The 16,045-nt window shown below is 65.3% G+C and carries 13 protein-coding genes and 1 pseudogene; 4 read left to right on the top strand and 10 right to left on the bottom strand.

Features of this window, described 5'->3' with window-relative positions; translation table 11 throughout:
* Window positions 1–16: 16 nt before the first annotated feature.
* The 3 genes from HDG32_RS18100 to HDG32_RS18090 all read right to left on the bottom strand — a co-directional run bounded on the left by HDG32_RS18100 (window position 17) and on the right by HDG32_RS18090 (window position 2,687).
* Window positions 17–487, bottom strand: coding sequence for a universal stress protein (locus HDG32_RS18100; protein WP_184069536.1), 471 nt, complete (start codon window positions 485–487; stop codon window positions 17–19).
* Window positions 488–537: 50 nt separating this feature from the next.
* Window positions 538–1,539 (bottom strand): universal stress protein, encoded by a 1,002-nt coding sequence (locus HDG32_RS18095; protein WP_184069534.1) that lies wholly within the window; start codon window positions 1,537–1,539, stop codon window positions 538–540.
* A 158-nt stretch (window positions 1,540–1,697) separates the two neighbouring features.
* Window positions 1,698–2,687, bottom strand: a complete 990-nt coding sequence (locus tag HDG32_RS18090; protein WP_184069532.1) for a zinc-dependent alcohol dehydrogenase family protein — start codon at window positions 2,685–2,687, stop codon at window positions 1,698–1,700.
* A gap of 319 nt (window positions 2,688–3,006) precedes the next feature.
* Between HDG32_RS18090 and HDG32_RS18085 the strand changes: the two genes are divergently transcribed.
* Complete coding sequence (locus HDG32_RS18085) at window positions 3,007–3,381, top strand: DUF3564 domain-containing protein (protein WP_184069530.1); 375 nt, start codon at window positions 3,007–3,009, stop codon at window positions 3,379–3,381.
* A 224-nt stretch (window positions 3,382–3,605) separates the two neighbouring features.
* Here HDG32_RS18085 and HDG32_RS18080 read toward each other — a convergent pair whose 3' ends face one another.
* The 4 genes and pseudogenes from HDG32_RS18080 to HDG32_RS36460 all read right to left on the bottom strand — a co-directional run.
* The gene (locus HDG32_RS18080) at window positions 3,606–5,024 is read right to left on the bottom strand and encodes an FAD-binding oxidoreductase (protein WP_184069528.1); all 1,419 of its coding nucleotides are present in this window, start codon (window positions 5,022–5,024) and stop codon (window positions 3,606–3,608) included.
* 139 nt (window positions 5,025–5,163) lie between these two features.
* On the bottom strand, window positions 5,164–6,711 hold the full coding sequence (locus HDG32_RS18075) for a UxaA family hydrolase (RefSeq protein ID WP_184069526.1): 1,548 nt from the start codon (window positions 6,709–6,711) through the stop codon (window positions 5,164–5,166).
* Window positions 6,712–6,759: 48 nt separating this feature from the next.
* Entirely contained in the window at window positions 6,760–8,052 is a 1,293-nt protein-coding gene (locus HDG32_RS18070) for an MFS transporter (protein WP_184069524.1), read from the bottom strand.
* Between the two features lie 131 nt (window positions 8,053–8,183).
* A pseudogene (locus tag HDG32_RS36460) lies at window positions 8,184–8,339 on the bottom strand (mannitol dehydrogenase family protein); the annotation flags it as partial.
* Window positions 8,340–8,672: 333 nt separating this feature from the next.
* On the opposite strand from HDG32_RS36460, the gene HDG32_RS18065 reads away from it, so the two are divergent.
* Window positions 8,673–9,383: a FadR/GntR family transcriptional regulator gene (locus tag HDG32_RS18065; RefSeq protein WP_184069522.1), complete on the top strand. Its 711-nt coding sequence runs from the start codon at window positions 8,673–8,675 to the stop codon at window positions 9,381–9,383.
* On the opposite strand, the gene HDG32_RS18060 is transcribed toward HDG32_RS18065, so the two are convergent.
* From HDG32_RS18060 to HDG32_RS18050, 3 genes are read right to left on the bottom strand one after another with little or no spacing between them, the layout of a single operon-like run.
* On the bottom strand, window positions 9,380–10,375 hold the full coding sequence (locus HDG32_RS18060) for a LysR substrate-binding domain-containing protein (RefSeq protein WP_184069520.1): 996 nt from the start codon (window positions 10,373–10,375) through the stop codon (window positions 9,380–9,382). The genes HDG32_RS18065 and HDG32_RS18060 overlap by 4 nt on opposite strands.
* Window positions 10,375–11,526: a porin gene (locus HDG32_RS18055; RefSeq protein WP_184069518.1), complete on the bottom strand. Its 1,152-nt coding sequence runs from the start codon at window positions 11,524–11,526 to the stop codon at window positions 10,375–10,377. The genes HDG32_RS18060 and HDG32_RS18055 overlap by 1 nt, the downstream gene beginning before the upstream one ends.
* 24 nt (window positions 11,527–11,550) lie before the next feature.
* Window positions 11,551–12,996, bottom strand: coding sequence for a cytosine permease (locus tag HDG32_RS18050; RefSeq protein ID WP_184069516.1), 1,446 nt, complete (start codon window positions 12,994–12,996; stop codon window positions 11,551–11,553).
* 398 nt (window positions 12,997–13,394) lie between these two features.
* Here HDG32_RS18050 and HDG32_RS18045 point away from each other — a divergent pair, with 398 nt between their 5' ends.
* Together HDG32_RS18045 and HDG32_RS18040 are read left to right on the top strand one after the other, a co-directional pair.
* On the top strand, window positions 13,395–14,543 hold the full coding sequence (locus HDG32_RS18045; RefSeq protein WP_184069514.1) for an aromatic ring-hydroxylating dioxygenase subunit alpha: 1,149 nt from the start codon (window positions 13,395–13,397) through the stop codon (window positions 14,541–14,543).
* Between the two features lie 10 nt (window positions 14,544–14,553).
* Complete coding sequence (locus HDG32_RS18040) at window positions 14,554–16,014, top strand: NAD-dependent succinate-semialdehyde dehydrogenase (protein WP_184069512.1); 1,461 nt, start codon at window positions 14,554–14,556, stop codon at window positions 16,012–16,014.
* Window positions 16,015–16,045 lie beyond the last annotated feature (31 nt).

Genomic DNA, 16,045 nt, shown 5'->3' with positions numbered 1-16,045 from the left:
GCCCCGCTGTCGCGGGTTACTCTGCAGGCGCATCCTCGGTGCTTTGCTCGCGCATGAGCAGCACCGGACAGGTCGAGAAACGCAGCACCCGCTCCGCCACGCTGCCGATCACGAGGCGCCGCACGCCGCGTCGCCCATGCGTGCCCAGCACAAGCAGATCGGCGTGGATCTGCTCGCCGTGGCGCAGCACGATCGCGGCGACGTCGTCGGACAGGCTCTCCGACTCGATCATTTCAGGGCGGCAAGGCACATCGGCGGCGGCGCAGGCCTGTTCGGCCTCCTCCAGCACCAATTGGCCGTCCTGGCGCAAGGCTTCGACGAGCGTGAGCGGGTCGTAATAGCCGGCATAGGAAAAGAGCGGGGTCTTGTCGACCACATAAACCGGATGCACGACGCCCTTCGTCAACGCGGCGAGATTCACCGCTTCTTTCAGCGCGCGTTTCGAGAAAGTACTGCCGTCTAGCGCGACGAGGATATGTTGGTACATGCCGATTCTCCACTGAGGTTGGATTTGTCAACGCGCGTGGCGCGCTCCTGCTACAGATAAAAGGGCCCGCCCGGACTGCCCGGATACGGCTCCCGCCACTCGCCGTGCGGCACGTCGTCCGCCCGCAACGACGACGCGCCGCGCGGACACACGAGCACGGGACACGCCGCGTCGCGCAGCGTGCGCGACGTCACGTGCCCCGGCAACGGGTGCGGCGCGCCGCGCATGCCGTGCGAACCCATCACGATCAGGTCCGCGTGCCAGCGTTGCGCTTCGTCGAGAATCGCGCTCGACGCATCGCCGGAATCATCGTCGAACTCGAGCAATGCGGTTTCGGCCGCGCGCCGGCTTTGTTCGAGCATCGCCGCGCCGCGCCGCAAGACATCGATTCGATGCTGCGACACGACTTCGAACGGCAGCCATTCGCACCACGCGAAGCGGTCGTCGGCCGCGTAGACGACCTTGATGCGCGCGTCGGGCGGCGCTACCGCGAGCGCGGTGCGCAGCGCGTCGAGCGCGGTGTCGCTGCCATCGATCGCGACCAGCACGCGGCTCACCGCCGAGGCATCGCTCGCGTCGGTCGACCTCGCCGGCATGTACAGCACCGGACGCCCGATCGACGCGACCAGTTCCTCGGGATCGATACGGCTGTCCCAGCGATGTTCACGCGGATGCGCGGCCACCGCGACCAGATCCGCGTCCCATTGCGTCGCCGTGTGGGCGAGCGCTTCGGCCGCGCCCTGATGCAGCGCGGTGAGATCGACGATCTCGGCGTCGGTCGCCGCGACGACGCCGTGCAACGCGATCACCGCGTCGCGCAGCGCGGCCTGCGCGCCGTGCAGCATCGCGCGATGCGCCTCGCACCAGTCCGGATAGCTGAGCATCAGCGTCGGATAAAGCGCGGCAGGATTGCAAACGATATCGACGAGACGAAAGCGCGCATCCGCCGCGACCAACTGCCGGGCGACGCGCGTGCCGAGCGGCAGTCCGCTGCCGCCCGCGGACGCGATCATCACGCGGTGGAAGGTGTTGCGCTCGGCAGCAGTGTTCATCGGCTCTCCTCGGATCGTCGCACCGCGAGGCGGCGCGCCGACCGCGTCGCTTCACACCTCGGCCCGCGACGGGGACGCCAACGGTTCGCGCTTACATGATGAACGCCGACGCGGCGCGCGGCTTGATCTGTATCAAGCGCCAACGGCTCGCTAGCGGATCACGAGCGGACCGCGAGCACGGCCGCGCCGGTCAGGTTGCCGTTGCGCAGATCGTCGAGCGCGCGGTTCGCGTCGCGCAACGCGTAAGTCGTGGTCTCGATCGCGAGCTGCATCTCGGCGGCGCTGCGCATGAACTGAAGCCCATCGTCGCGGGTCAGATTCGCGACCGACACCACGCGCCGCTCGCCCCACAGAAACGCGTACGGGAACGACGGAATGTCGCTCATATGAATGCCGCCGCACACCACCACACCGCCTTTTGCGACCGCCTGCAACGCCAGCGGCACCAGTGCGCCGACCGGCGCGAACAGCAGCGCGGCGTCGAGTTCGCCGGGCGGTGCCTCGTCGCTGCCGCCGGCCCATGCCGCGCCGAGGCGCAGCGCGAGTTGCCGGGCCGCGTGGTCGCCGGGACGCGTGAACGCATAGACGGTGCGCTGCTGGTGACGCGCCACCTGCGCGACGAGATGCGCGGCCGCGCCGAAACCGTAGATGCCGATCCGTTCGGCGTCGCCCGCCATGCTCAACGTGCGATAGCCGATCAGACCCGCGCACAGCAGCGGCGCGGCCTCGATATCGCTGTAGTGCGGCGGCAGATGAAAGCAGTAGCGGCTATCGGCGACCGTGCGCTCGGCGTAGCCGCCGTCGATCGTGTAGCCGGTGAAGCCAGCGTCGTCGCAGAGATTTTCGCGGGCGGACAGACAGTAGCGGCAGTGGCCGCAGGTGCGCCCGACCCACGGCACGCCGACCCGCTCGCCCACCGTGAAACCGCTGACGCCCGCGCCCAATTCGGCCACCACGCCGACGATTTCGTGGCCGGGAATCACCGGCCGCTTTGGATGCTCGAGCTCGCGGTCGACCAGATGCAGGTCCGTGCGGCACACGCCGCACGCATGAACGTCGATCAGGATCTCGCCGGCACCGGGCCGCGGATCAGGCAGTTCCCGCTCGGTCAGCGTCGCCGAGCTGCCGTCGAACACCATCGCTCGCATCGGGTTCTCCTTCAGACTTCGGCGGCGACAAGCTGCCGTCATGGCAGACAGCGAGGCGCGCGCCATTGTGTCGCGCGATCGGCCCGCGCCGTAGACCGTTTGATCGAAGTCAATGAGGGCGGTTTCGCCGCCCGTACACTGATCTTATTCCTGATACGGGAGTACGTGCCGTGATTGCGCGAATCCGAAACTGTCTGCTCGTGTGCTCGGCGTCCGCGCTGACGGCCGGCGTTGCCTCGATGCGCACGCAGCGGGCCCGCTGCCGACGCGCGATGGCGCCGGCAATGCGAATCAGTTGTATACATTGCGGAGACATGTCATGCGTTTGACTGTTCATCTCGACACGTTCGATCGTGTCAACCCGATGGCCTTCGCCATTCTCTGGCTCGACAAGGACACGCGGCAATGGTCGCGCGAAGGTCATTTCGGGCTCGAGTTGCCCGAATGGGGCGCGTTGCATATGGATTGCGGCAATACGCTCGTGTGCGCGCCGCATAGCTCCGCGCCGGTCTGCGCGCTCGAGGGGCTCGATCTGAATCAGCTCGACGGGCCGTTCGAAGGCGAGGTCGGCCGCGTGCAGTGGTGCGCCGAGCACGGCCGCATCCTGGTGAGCGGGCACTGGCGCGTGCAATGCATCGACGTCGAACGGACGGCACCGGAAAACGGCGTATTCGCAACCGGCGAAGACGCCTGAATCGGTACAGCTCCGGCGTACCGCGTCGCCGATGCCATGACGCGCCGCCGGATATTTCCGTGAGTACGCTCGCAACGATGCGATCGCACTGCGCCCCGCCGAATTCGAACACGTCGCGCTCGGTGAGATCGAGTGCCTGAGCAAGCGACTCGCGCAACATGCTGCGCGCGTTCCCGAGCGGCTGAAAGCGCCGTGGCTGCGCACGCAGATTCGCGCCGCGCACACTACATCGCGATCACCTTGCCAGGGTTCAGGATATTGTGCGGATCGAGCGCGAGCTTGATCGCCTTCATCGCGGCGAGTTCGGCCGGCGAGCGTGACAGGCCGAGCACGCCCAGCTTCTCCTCGCCGATCCCATGCTCGGCCGATACCGAGCCGCCCATTTCCCCCGTCAGTTCATAGACGACGCGCTCGACGTCGTCGATGGCCTCGTCGGTCCAGCCAGGTTCTTGCACCACTACGTGCAGATTGCCGTCGCCGAGATGCCCATAGACGAGGATCGTCGCTTGCGGCCAGCGCGCGCGCAACCGCTCGTCGCAACGCTGCGCCGCGTCGCCCGCCTGCGCGACCGCGAAGCTGATGTCGAACGAGATGCGTCCCGGGATCAGGCGCGGATATTCGGCTGGCGCGTCGCGAATCGCCCAGAACGCCGCGGCGTCCGCGTCCGATTGCGCGATTGCGGCGTCGGCGATCACGCCGGCGTCCAACATGTCGGCGAGGAATTCCTCGAAAGCCGCAGACTGCCGTTCAGGGTCCGCGCCGCAAGTCTCGAGCAATACGTAGTAGGCGTGATCGCTCGCGAGCGGCACGCGCAGTTCGGGCAGGCGTTGCCGCACGAAGTCGCAATAGCTCGGCCACATGACCTCGAACGCGGACACGCCGGCCGGCAGCCGCTCCTGCGCGCGGCCGAGCAGCGTGGTCACCGCCGCGTAGTCCGGCATGCCGCACCATGCGGTCGAGATCGCGCGCGGCTTGGCCCGCAGGCGCAGCACCGCGCGCGTGATGACCGCGAGCGTGCCCTCGCTGCCCGTCAGCAGGTTGCGCAGGTCGTAGCCGGTATTGTTCTTGATCATCTTGCGCTCGCCGCCGATCACGCTGCCGTCGGCGAGCACCGCTTCGACGTCGAGCACCTGGTCGCGCATCATCCCGTAGCGGATCACGCGATTGCCGCCCGCATTGGTCGCGATGTTGCCGCCGATCGTGCAACTGCCGCGCGCGCCGAGGTCGAGCGCGAACATGAAGCCGGCGTGATCGGCCGCTTCCTGCACGACCTGCAGCGGTGTGCCCGCGAACACGGTCATCGTCGCGCTGACCGGATCGATGTCGATGACGCCGTTCATCCGCTCGACGCTCAGCGCGACCTCCCCGCCAAGCACGCAGGCGCCGCCCGCGTGCCCGGTCATGCCGCCTTGCGTGACGACCGGCTGCCGGAATTGATGGCAGATCCTGAGCGCGGTGGCGACCTCTTCGGTCGTGCGCGGGCGGATCAGCGCGATCGGATCGGTCGATGGCGTGCCGCTCCAGTCCGCGAACTGCCGCCCGCCAAATTCGGCCGGCAGGCTCACGATGTCCGCGCCGAGCGCAGCGCGCAGCGCGGCGGCGGCTTCGTTACCGCGGGTCGCGGAGATCGGTTCGTGCTGCATCTGGTATCTCCAGTTCGTCAGACGGGCAGAGCCGCTGCGCGCGCTTCACGTCGCGGCCTGAATAAAGGCGGCGTTCCAATTGCATCCTCCAATGCGTGATCCATCCGGCTGTTCGGTCGTGTCGCTGCAATGCACCCGCTCAGGTCACCACGCCGACCTGCCACGGCACGAACTCGCTTTGCCCATAGCCGTGCAGCTCGCTCTTCGTGCGCGTGCCGGACGCGCAGTCGAGCATCATGCGAAAGATCGCTTCGCCGAGTTCGTCGATGCTCGCGCTGCCGTCGATCACGCCGCCGCAATTGATATCGATGTCGTCCTGCTGGCGCTCCCACAACGCGGTGTTGGTCGCCAGCTTCAACGACGGCGACGGCGCGCAGCCATAGGCGGAGCCGCGCCCGGTCGTGAAGCAGATCAGGTTCGCGCCCGAGGCGACCTGTCCCGTCGCCGACACCGGATCGTAGCCGGGCGAATCCATGAACACGAAGCCCTTCGCGGCGATCGGCTGCGCGTATTCGTAGACGTCGACCAGATTCGTCGTGCCGCCCTTCGCGACCGCGCCGAGCGATTTTTCGAGTATCGTCGTCAGGCCGCCCGCCTTGTTGCCCGCCGATGGGTTGTTGTCCATCGCGCCGCCATTGCGCGCGCAATAGTCCTGCCACCATGCGATGCGCGCGAGCAGCTTGTCGCCGACCGCGGCGCTCACCGCACGCCGCGTCAGCAGATGCTCGGCGCCGTAGATTTCCGGCGTCTCCGACAGGATCGCGGTGCCGCCGTGCCGCACGAGCCGATCGACCGCGGCGCCGAGCGCCGGATTCGCGGAGATGCCGGAGTAGCCGTCCGAACCGCCGCACTGCAGACCGACGCATAGATGCGAAGCCGGCACCGGCACGCGCTGCACGCGGTTCGCGTCGGCGAGCATCTCGCGCACCATCGCGATACCGAGTTCGATCGTCTTGCGCGTACCGCCGCTGTCCTGGATCGTGAAGCTGCGCAGCTTCGTCGTGCTGGCGTCGAGACCGCCCGCGGCGAGCACGCCGTCGATCTGATTCGTCTCGCAGCCTAGCCCGACGAACAGCACCGACGCGAAGTTCGGATGCACCGCGTAACCGGCCAGCGTGCGACGCAGGATCGCAATGCCCTCGCCTTGCATGTCGATGCCGCAGCCGAGCCCGTGCGTCAAGGCGATCACGCCGTCGACGTTCGGATAGTCGGCGAGCGCGTCGGGACGCACGTCGCGCCGGAAATGATCGGCAATCGCGCGCGCGACCGTCGCCGAGCAGTTCACACTGGTCAGAATGCCGATGTAATTGCGCGTCGCGATGCGGCCGTCGTCGCGGCGAATGCCCATGAAATGCGCGGGTTCGTCGACGTAGACGGTCGGCTGCGCATCGACGCCGAACGCGTGCTCGCGCGCGAACTCCGACATGCCGAGATTGTGCGTGTGAACATGCTGGCCGCGCGCGATCGCCTCACGCGCGACGCCGATGATCTGGTTGTAGCGCTTGACCGGCTCGCCTTGCGCGATGTCGCGCGTCGCGATCTTGTGCCCCGGTGGAATCAGTCCGGCGACGACCAGTTGTTCCGCCTCGATGCGCGTGCCCGGCAACAACTGCCGGGTCGCGATGATGACGTCGTCGCCGGGATGCAGGCGGATGATCGCGGACGCGACGCTAGCTTGAGTCGACATGAAAAGCCTCGAAAACAGGGTTATCCGTATGCGTTGACACAGAATACGTCAGATCGTGGAGCGCGCGCCCTTCGGCAGATCGCGGCTTTCCGATTCCAGCGACAGCGGCTCGATGCGTCCCACGATGAAAAGATAGCTGAACGCGCCGAGAAAGCAGAAGCCGCCCGCGACGACGAGCGGGATCGTGAACGAGCCCTTCGTCATCGCGACCATCACGCCGGTGAACGTCGTGATCACGATCCCCGCCAGATTCGACGCAAAGTTCTGGATGCCGCCGATCGACGCGACATGGCGCGGTGTCGGCGCGACGTCGCAGGGCAGCGACCAGATGCTCGCCGCGGCGAACGCGAGGCTGCCATAGGCGATACCGAAGGACGCGAGCATCAGATACGTGTTCTCCGTGAACGCCGACAGCGTGATCACCGACGACACCAGCATGCCGCCGACCATGCAGGTCTTGCGCGCAGCCGTCAGGCTCCAGCCGCGCCGGAACAGCGCGTCGGACACATAGCCGCCGAGCCAGCCGCCCGGAATCGCGATCAGCGCCGGAATCATGCCGAGCGTGCCGAGCGATTTCAGCGAGAAGCCGCGCGTCTGCACGAGATAGCTCGGAAACCACGTAATGAAGAAGTAGATCACGAAGTTCAGGGAGAAGAAGCCGAGCATCATGCCCCACAGCGTGCGATGGCGAAACAGCGATGCCCACGTCACGTCGTCCTGGCCGCCGCCTCTCGCTCGAGCCGCCGGCGCAGCGTTGCGCGCGCTCTCCATCGCGTCCCGCACGGGATTCCGATAAATCACGAACCAGCCGACGATCCACACCGCGCCGAGCAAGCCGGTGAGGACAAAAGCGGCCTTCCAGCCGAGCGTGCCGATGATCAGCGCGACCACGGGAATCGACAGCGCGGAGCCGACCCGCGAGCCGCTATCGAAGATGCTCGTCGCGATCGCGCGCTCCTTTGGCGCGAACCATTGGCTGACGAGCTTCGTGCAGGACGGATACGCGCCCGCCTCGCCGACGCCGAGCAACAGGCGGCAGCCGAACATGCCCGCGACGCTGGTCGTGACCGCGGTGGCCGCGGTAAACACCGACCACCACCCGACCGCGAGCGGCAACGCGATGCGCGCGCCGACGCGATCGACGAACCAGCCGAACGGCATCTGCATCAACGCGTAGGTCCAGAAGAATCCGCTCAGGATGAAGCCCATCTCGGCGGGGCCGATGCCGAGCGCCTTTTCGATTTGCGGCGCGGCGACCGCGAGATTCGCGCGATCGATGTAGTTCACCGCGATCGCGAGAAAGCACAGAAAAATCACTACCCAACGCATCTTCTTCTTCATGAAACCGTCTCCTCCTGGGCTGGCATCTACTCTATTTGGATGAACCATGCGGCCTCGTGGCCGCCGGTGTGCTGCCGGGGTGTGCTGCCGGGGTCTGCTACAGATCTACTGCGGATTTGCGGCTCGCGTCGTTAGCCGTCGTGCGTGCACGCGGCAAGCGCCGCGCTTAGACGCGGTTGCTCGACACGCACGCCAAGCTCGCGCGCGAGTTCGATCACCGGCTTGAAACGCCGCTCTTTCTTTTGCTCGTGATTTCGCGCGATGTCGGCGAGCCGATGATCGAGGAACCGCCGGCATCGCGCGTTCGGCGAGCGCGAGCTGGCCGGGTTGTTCGCAAATGACTGTCTTCATCGTCATGGAGAAATTGATCGGGTATCGGGATGCGGAGCGACCAGCAGGGCTGCACGGCTGGCGTCTAAGTGGCGTCAATCCGGCCTTACCAATTTGCAAAAATAACGGCGCGTGCGATACTGGTCAAGCCAATTTACACGGAGTTGGGGAAATCCCGAACACTGTCAGCGCGCCGCCGAGGGCGCGCGGTTTGCGTGCCGGGCGCTTCGATCTACAATCGGCGCTCGCCTTATCGGGCTTGCACAAGCTACATCGCCGGGAATCGTTTCGTGACCGCCAAACCTGCCGACACTCGCCGTCTCTATCTTCAGATCGCCGAAAAATTGCGCGATCTGATCGCTCTGCCGGACTTCGCGCCGAACGGCCGCCTGCCGCCCGAGCGCGCGCTGGCGGAGACGCTCGGCGTGTCGCGGCCGTCGGTGCGTGAGGCGCTGGTCGCGCTGGAACTGGAAGGGCTCGTCGAGATTCGCATGGGCTCGGGCGTCTATCTGTGCGCGACGCCGTCCGCGCAGAATGATGCGTCGCTGTCGCAGGCCGAACTCGGCGATAGCCTGCTCGACATCCTCGGCGCGCGCTGCCTGATCGAAGGCTCGATCGTCGCGAGCGTCGCACCGTTCTGCAAACCGAAAGATCTGAAGATGCTGCGCGCCATCTACAACGAGATGGCGCGCGAAGTAAAGGCCGGCAGAATTCCGGTCGCGGCCGATCGCGCGTTCCATCTCGCGATCGCGCAAATGTCCGGCAATGAGGTGCTCGTGCGCACCGTCAGCTCGCTATTCGATGCGCGGCATAGTCCGCTGTCGGAAAAGCTGCGCGGCCACTTCGAGAACGAGACGACGTGGGGCGCCGTGCCCGAAGAACATCTCGTGATTCTCGAAGCGCTGGAGGCGCATGATGCGATTCAGGCGCAGGCGGCGATGCAGCGTCACTTGAAGCTGTCGTTGGAGCGGGTGATTGCGGGGGGACAGAAGACGCCTTAGGCGGTGGTGTGACTGTGAACCAGCGTCGGCGTTGTTCTGCTCTGCGGCTTCGAAGTGCCCTGTGATGCCGCCTGCGCCGCGCAGCCCACCCCAGCCTGCGCGAACGCTTCGGCGAGAAAGTCCACGCACACCTTCACCTTCGCCGACTGCGCAAGACGTTCGGAAAATACGGCCCACACGTTGGCGGGCTGCGTGAGCTCGGGCAGCACGCGCCGCAGCCTCCCTTCGTCGAGCAAGGGCTGCACGTCCCAGATCGAGCGCAGCACGATGCCGCGCGCTGCCAGCGCCCATTGCACCGCGGCCTCGCCGTGATTCGTCGAGAGCGGGCCCGTCACTTTCACCGCGACCGTCTTGCCGCCCGCATCGAGACGCCAGACGCCGAATGGGTGATCGCGCTCCTTGATCGCGAGGCACTCGTGCGCCTCCAGATCCGCGACGGTTCGCGGCTCGCCGCGCTGCGCGAGGTATGCCGGCGAGGCGCAAAGCACGCGATAGTTGGTTGCAAGGCGCCTTGCAATCAGGTGGCCAGCGATCTCGTCGCCGATGCGCACGTCCAGATCGAAGCCTTCGCCCGCCACGTCCACGACGCGATCGAACAGGTCGAGCCGCACACCCAGTTGCGGGTAGCGATCCGACAAGGCTGCCAGCGCCGGTGCGACGAACTTGCGGCCGAAGCCGAAGCTGCTCGACACGCGCAGCGTGCCGCGCGCAACGCGCCGCGTGCTGGAGACGTCTTCGACGAGCTGCTCCATGTCGTCGAGGATTTTCTCGGCCCACGCGAACACGCGCTCGCCCGCGGCCGTCATCGCCACGCGGCGCGTCGAGCGGTGCAGCAAACGCGTGCCGAGGCTCGCTTCGAGTATCCCCACGCGCTTGCTCACATACGCCGCCGAGGCGTCGAGCGCATCGGCGGCCGCGCTAAAGCTGGACTTGCGGGCGACCATGCAGAACACCCGCAGGTCGTCGAGCTCAGGGGAAGCAGGAAGTTTCATCAGAACGAGTGGCGCATGCCGATGCGCACGTCGGCTTGGGTGGTCGTCGAAGAAGGCGTGAAGCTGTAGCCGATCACCGCATCCACACCGTTCGACGCCTGCAGCCAGTCGCCCGAGATGTACACGTCCGTGCGCTTCGAAAGCAGGTAATGCAGACCCGCAGACAGCTGATTCCAGTGGTGGCCGTCGAAGTGCGTGTATTGATAGCCGCCCGCGAAACTTGCCGCCGGCGTGATCTGCCAGTTCGCACCGCCCTCGGCCACCAGCATGTGCTCGCTCTCGCCAAACGCCTTGATCTGCGTGTATGTGAAAGCACCCATCAGCGTGACCTTGTCGATGACATAGCTCGCGCCCACGCCGAAGGCACCCTGCCTGTCGACCGGAAAAGGCGTATTCGCATACAGCGACGTGACGGCGCCCGTGGCAGGATCGACGCTCACGGTCGGCCTGCCGAAGAACGTGCGCACGCCGATCATGTTGTACGGGTCGAACGCATAAATGCCCGACGGGTTGTTCAGCTGCGTATAGGCGGTGCCCATCGAGAACTGGCCGTGCTGATACTGCGCGCCGACGCTCCACGCGCTGCCCTTGTGAAAATCGCCAGGCGTATTGCTGAACGAGTACATGCCGCCGAACTGGAACCCGCCGTACGTGCTCGACATGAACTTCACGGCGTTCGGCAGATGGTCGCCGTTCATGCGGTCGAAGTCACCCTGGTTGATGGCGTAGCCGCTTGCCCACGCGGACGCGTTGTACTGGTAGACCATTTCCCGCGTCATGTCGAACTGATTGCCGAACGTGAGTGTGCCCCAGTCGTTCTGCAAACCCACGTAAGCGGCGCGACCAAAAAGCGAGCCGCCGTTCGAGATTTGCCCGTTACCCAGGTGAAAGCCGCTCTCCAGCTTGAACACGGCCTTCATCCCGCCGCCCAGGTCTTCGGTACCCATCAGGCCCCAGCGGTTCGCGTAAGTCACGCCGTCGTCGAACTTGACCAGATGCGAGCCACCCGCGTTGGAGACGTAGGTGATGCCCGCATCAAGCACGCCGTAAAGCGTGACACTGCTTTGCGCGCGCGCGGCCACCGGGAGCAAGGCGAGTGCGAGCACCGCCGTAACGAATACGGTGGGCCGCAATTTCTTCGTCTGATTCATGTTGTAGTCGTTGTTGAGTCAGGATCAGTTCAGGCCACGGTCGGCTTCGCGCACGAGCTGGCGTTCTTTATCGATGTCGAGCGAGCGACAGGCCCACAGATAGACCAGTGCCGCGACGGGCAGGCCCACGAGCATCGCGATGTCGATGCCGCCCAGCGCATTCGCGACCGGTCCGGAATAGAGCTCTGTCTTGAAGAACGGGATCATCGCGGCAAAACCCACCCCGTATGCGGTCAGGCCGCGCCAGTTCCAGCGTCCGTAAATGCCGCGCGGGTTGAAGATCTCACGCACCGAGTAATGCGAGTGGCGCACGATGAAGAAATCGACGAGGTTGATCGCGGTCCATGGCGTGAACAGATAGCCGAGAATGCCGAGGAAGTCGCCGAACTTGCCCATGAAGTTGTCCGACGCCGAGAACGCGAGCGAGGTCGCAACGAGTGCCACCACGACGAGGCTCACGATGCGCTTGGTCGCGTTCGACTTGAGCGGCTTGAACGAGTCCGTGATGCTCAGCAGCGTGAGCGAGGCACCGTAGAAGTTCAGGCCCGTGATGGCGAGCAATCCGAGCAGCGAGAGCAGCAGCGTAACCGTACCGAATCCCGGGAAGATCATGTCGCCCGCGCGCTGGACCGCGTCGGAGATCTCGATCTGCGAGTTGAGCGCCGCGGCCGCCGTGCCCACCAGCATCATCCAGACGCCGCCAATGAGCGCGCCAAGGAAGGTCCACCAGAAGGTGGCGCGCACGCCGGTATTGGGCGGCAGATACCGCGAGTAGTCGGAAACGTAGATCGACCACGAGAGCTGATATGCCGCTGCCGAAAAAAGCTGCACGAGGAACGGCGTGGTCTTGAAGCCCGCGAGGCTCAGCTGGCCTGCGGGGAACGGCACCTTCAGGCACATGCCGATGCTGAAGATCGTGAGCGCGGCGAGCAGCGCAAGCGCGAGCCAACGTTGTGCCTTATGGATCAGGTCATAGCCGAACACCGCGAGCGCGACCGCGATCACCGTGAACACGATGTAGCTCAGATGCGGCTCGGTGCCCAGCAGGTGATGCGCGGTCTGTCCCGCCATCAGCTGGTTGAACGAGTTGTAGCCGATATAGGTGACGAGCGCGACCACCCACACGAGCAGCGCGCCCATGTAGCCGAACTGCGGGCGCGACTGGATCATCTGCGGCAGCCCGAGCTGCGGCCCCTGGCTTGAATGGAACGCCATGAAGAAGGTGCCCAGCACGTTGCCGAGCACGATGGCGATCGCACTCCACAGCAGGTTGCCGCCCATGCTGATGCCAATCGCACCGGCCGCGACGGTCGCGAGATTGGCGTCGCCCGTGAACCACACGGGCCATAGATGCCAGGCCTTGCCTTTGCGTTCGGCAAGCGGCACGTAGTCGATCGAGCGTGATTCGATTCGCGATTTTGCGCGCGAAGGTTCGTTGGCCAAGGTTTCGGCAATTGCCTCGTGGGACATGTCTCCTCCTGTTGTGGGGTGGCGAAAGCGGCCGCGAATGGCACGGTCCCGCCTTCCGCGCCGGTCCCAATACCTGGAGTTCCAGTTTCCTGACACGACGCGGTTATCTTTCAGTTAACTACAAACCATCAGTTAACGATGGTACCCACCCGGGAGTGTTTCGTCGCACTATCGCATCCTCCTATTGACGTCTACGCGGAAATCGATTTGGCTCGTCGAACGTCCATTTCCATTGATTCGTAACAGAAAGAATAGGCGTCTTGCATCGAACCCGCACGCGGCCTCCCGTTCAGTGCGGGATAACCCCGATCCTCCGCCGGACGGTTTTCTCCTATATTTTCGTTAACCCATAGTTTTATAGTAACTATCAGTTAATTCACACCAGTACGGCGGACCCCATGACCTACCTCCCGATCGAATTCCACAAAAAAACCGACCTCCCCAGATTGCCGGCCGACTTCTGCGCCAACCCCGAACTCGCCTGGACCATCCCGGCGAGCTACTACACCTCTGAATCGGTGTACGAGGCCGAAGAAAGAAGGATCTTCGAGAACACCTGGATCTGCGTCGCGCACCGCAGCGAACTGGCCGACGCGAACGCCTACGTGACCCGCGAAGTGGTGGGCGAGAGCATCCTGCTCGTGCGCGGCAAAGACAAGGTGCTGCGCGCCTTCTATAACGTCTGTCCGCACCGTGGCCACCAGCTGCTCGAAGGCAGCGGCAAGGCGAAGAACGTTATCACCTGCCCGTACCACGCCTGGGCGTTCAAGCTCGACGGCGCGCTCGCGCACGCCAACAACTGCGATCACGTGGAGTCGTTCGACAAGGAAAACTCGACGCTCGTGCCGGTACGCGTAGAGGAGTACGCGGGCTTCGTTTTCATCAACCTGAACCCGGACGCCGAGGGCGTGGAAGCGCAACTGCCGGGCCTCGAAGCCAGCCTTCGCAAGGCCTGCCCCGTGATCGACGACCTCAAGCTCGCCGCTCGCTTCGTGACCGAGACGCCGGCCAACTGGAAGTCGATCGTCGATAACTACCTCGAGTGCTACCACTGCGGCCCGGCGCACCCCGGCTTCTCGGATTCCGTGAAGATCGACCGGTACACGCACACGCTGCACGGCAACTGGACGCTGCAGTTCGGTCACGCGCAGTCGTCGGAGCGTTCGTTCAAGCTCGACCCGTCCGTGAAGGACCCGAGCTTCAGCGGTTACTGGGCGTGGCCCTGCACGATGTTCAACGTGCCGCCGGGCGGCGACTTCATGACGGTCATCTACGAATTTCCGATGAGCGCCGAAGTCACGCTGCAGCACTATGACATCTACTTCCTGAACGACGAGCCGACCGAAGAGCAGAAGAAGCTGATCGAGTGGTATCGCACCGTGTTCCGCCCGGAAGACCTGCGCCTCGTGGAGAGCGTGCAGAAAGGCCTGAAGTCGCGCGGCTATCGCGGCCAGGGACGCATCATGGTCGACAGTCGGCGCAGCGGCGTCAGCGAGCACGGCATTGCGCACTTCCACAACCTGCTTGCCCAGCAGTACCAGGACTAAGGGGCCACGCATGAATTCACTGCGACATCCCGGCCTGCTGCGTGAGCGGGCCTATATCGACGGCCAGTGGCGCCACGCCGACGACGGCGCCACGCTCGACGTCTACAACCCCTCCACGGGCGAGCTGATCGCGAACGTGCCGAACATGGGCGCCGCCGAAGCGCGCGCGGCCATCGCGGCCGCGCACCGCGCCTTCCCTGCGTGGCGCGCCACTACGGCCAAGGAGCGCGCGCGCCTTCTGCGCAACTGGTTCGAGCTCATCATGGCGAACCAGCAGGCGCTGGCCGAGATCATGACCCGCGAGCAAGGCAAGCCGCTCGGGGAGGCACGTGGCGAGATCGGCTACGCGGCCTCGTTCATCGAGTGGTTCGGCGAGCAGGCCAAGCGCATCGACGGCGATGTGATCCCGAGCCCGAACCCGGACCAGCGTCTGGTCGTGACGAAGGAGCCGGTGGGTGTGTGCGCCGCGATCACCCCGTGGAATTTTCCGGCCGCGATGATTACGCGCAAGGCCGGTCCCGCGCTGGCCGCCGGCTGCACGATCGTCATCAAGCCCGCCAACGAGACACCGCTCTCCGCGTTCGCGCTTGCGGCGCTGGCCGAGGAGGCCGGCATTCCCGCCGGCGTGATCAACATCGTCACGGGCAAGTCGCGCGAGATCGGCCTCGAGATGACTTCGAGCCCGCTCGTCAAGAAGCTCACGTTCACAGGCTCGACCGAAGTAGGCCGTCTGCTGATGCGTCAGTGCTCGGATACCGTCAAGAAAGTGTCGCTCGAACTCGGCGGCAACGCACCGTTCATCGTGTTCGACGACGCGGACCTCGACGCCGCGATCGAAGGCGCACTGCTTTCGAAGTATCGCAACGCGGGGCAAACCTGCGTCTGCGCGAACCGCTTCTATGTACACGATTCGGTGTACGACGAGTTCTGCCGGCGCTTTGCCGCGCGGGTGGCCGCCTTCAAGGTGGACGACGGTTTCGCCGAGGGCGTGAACATCGGACCGCTCATCACCGAAGCGGCGCGCAACAAGGTCGACAGCCTCGTGCGCGACGCCGTGGCGCAAGGCGCGCGCGCGGTCACGGGCGGTGCGCCGCACGAGCGCGGCGGCAACTTCTACGCACCCACCGTGCTCGCCGACGCGAAGCCCGGCATGGCGGTGCTCTCCGAGGAAATCTTCGGACCGGTCGCGCCCATCGTGCGTTTTTCGAGCGACGCCGAAGTCGTGCAGCTCGCGAACGATTCGATCTACGGGCTTGCCGCGTACTTCTACAGCCGCGACATCGGCCGCGTCTGGCGCGTGGCCGATCAGCTCGAATACGGCATCGTCGGCATCAACACGGGCCTGATCTCCAACGAAGTTGCACCGTTCGGCGGCGTCAAGCAGTCGGGCATCGGCCGCGAAGGCTCGAAGTACGGCATCGAGGATTACCTGTCGATCAAGTACCTCTGTATGGCGGGGGTTTCGCGTTAATCGACGCGCTCACCTTCGAGCGGATGCGGGC

This window comes from Paraburkholderia sp. CI2 (assembly GCF_014201055.1).
GTDB classification, from domain to species: domain Bacteria; phylum Pseudomonadota; class Gammaproteobacteria; order Burkholderiales; family Burkholderiaceae; genus Paraburkholderia; species Paraburkholderia tuberum.
Note: the sequence above shows the minus strand (reverse complement) of the source record. Positions and strands in the feature narration are given on the sequence as shown.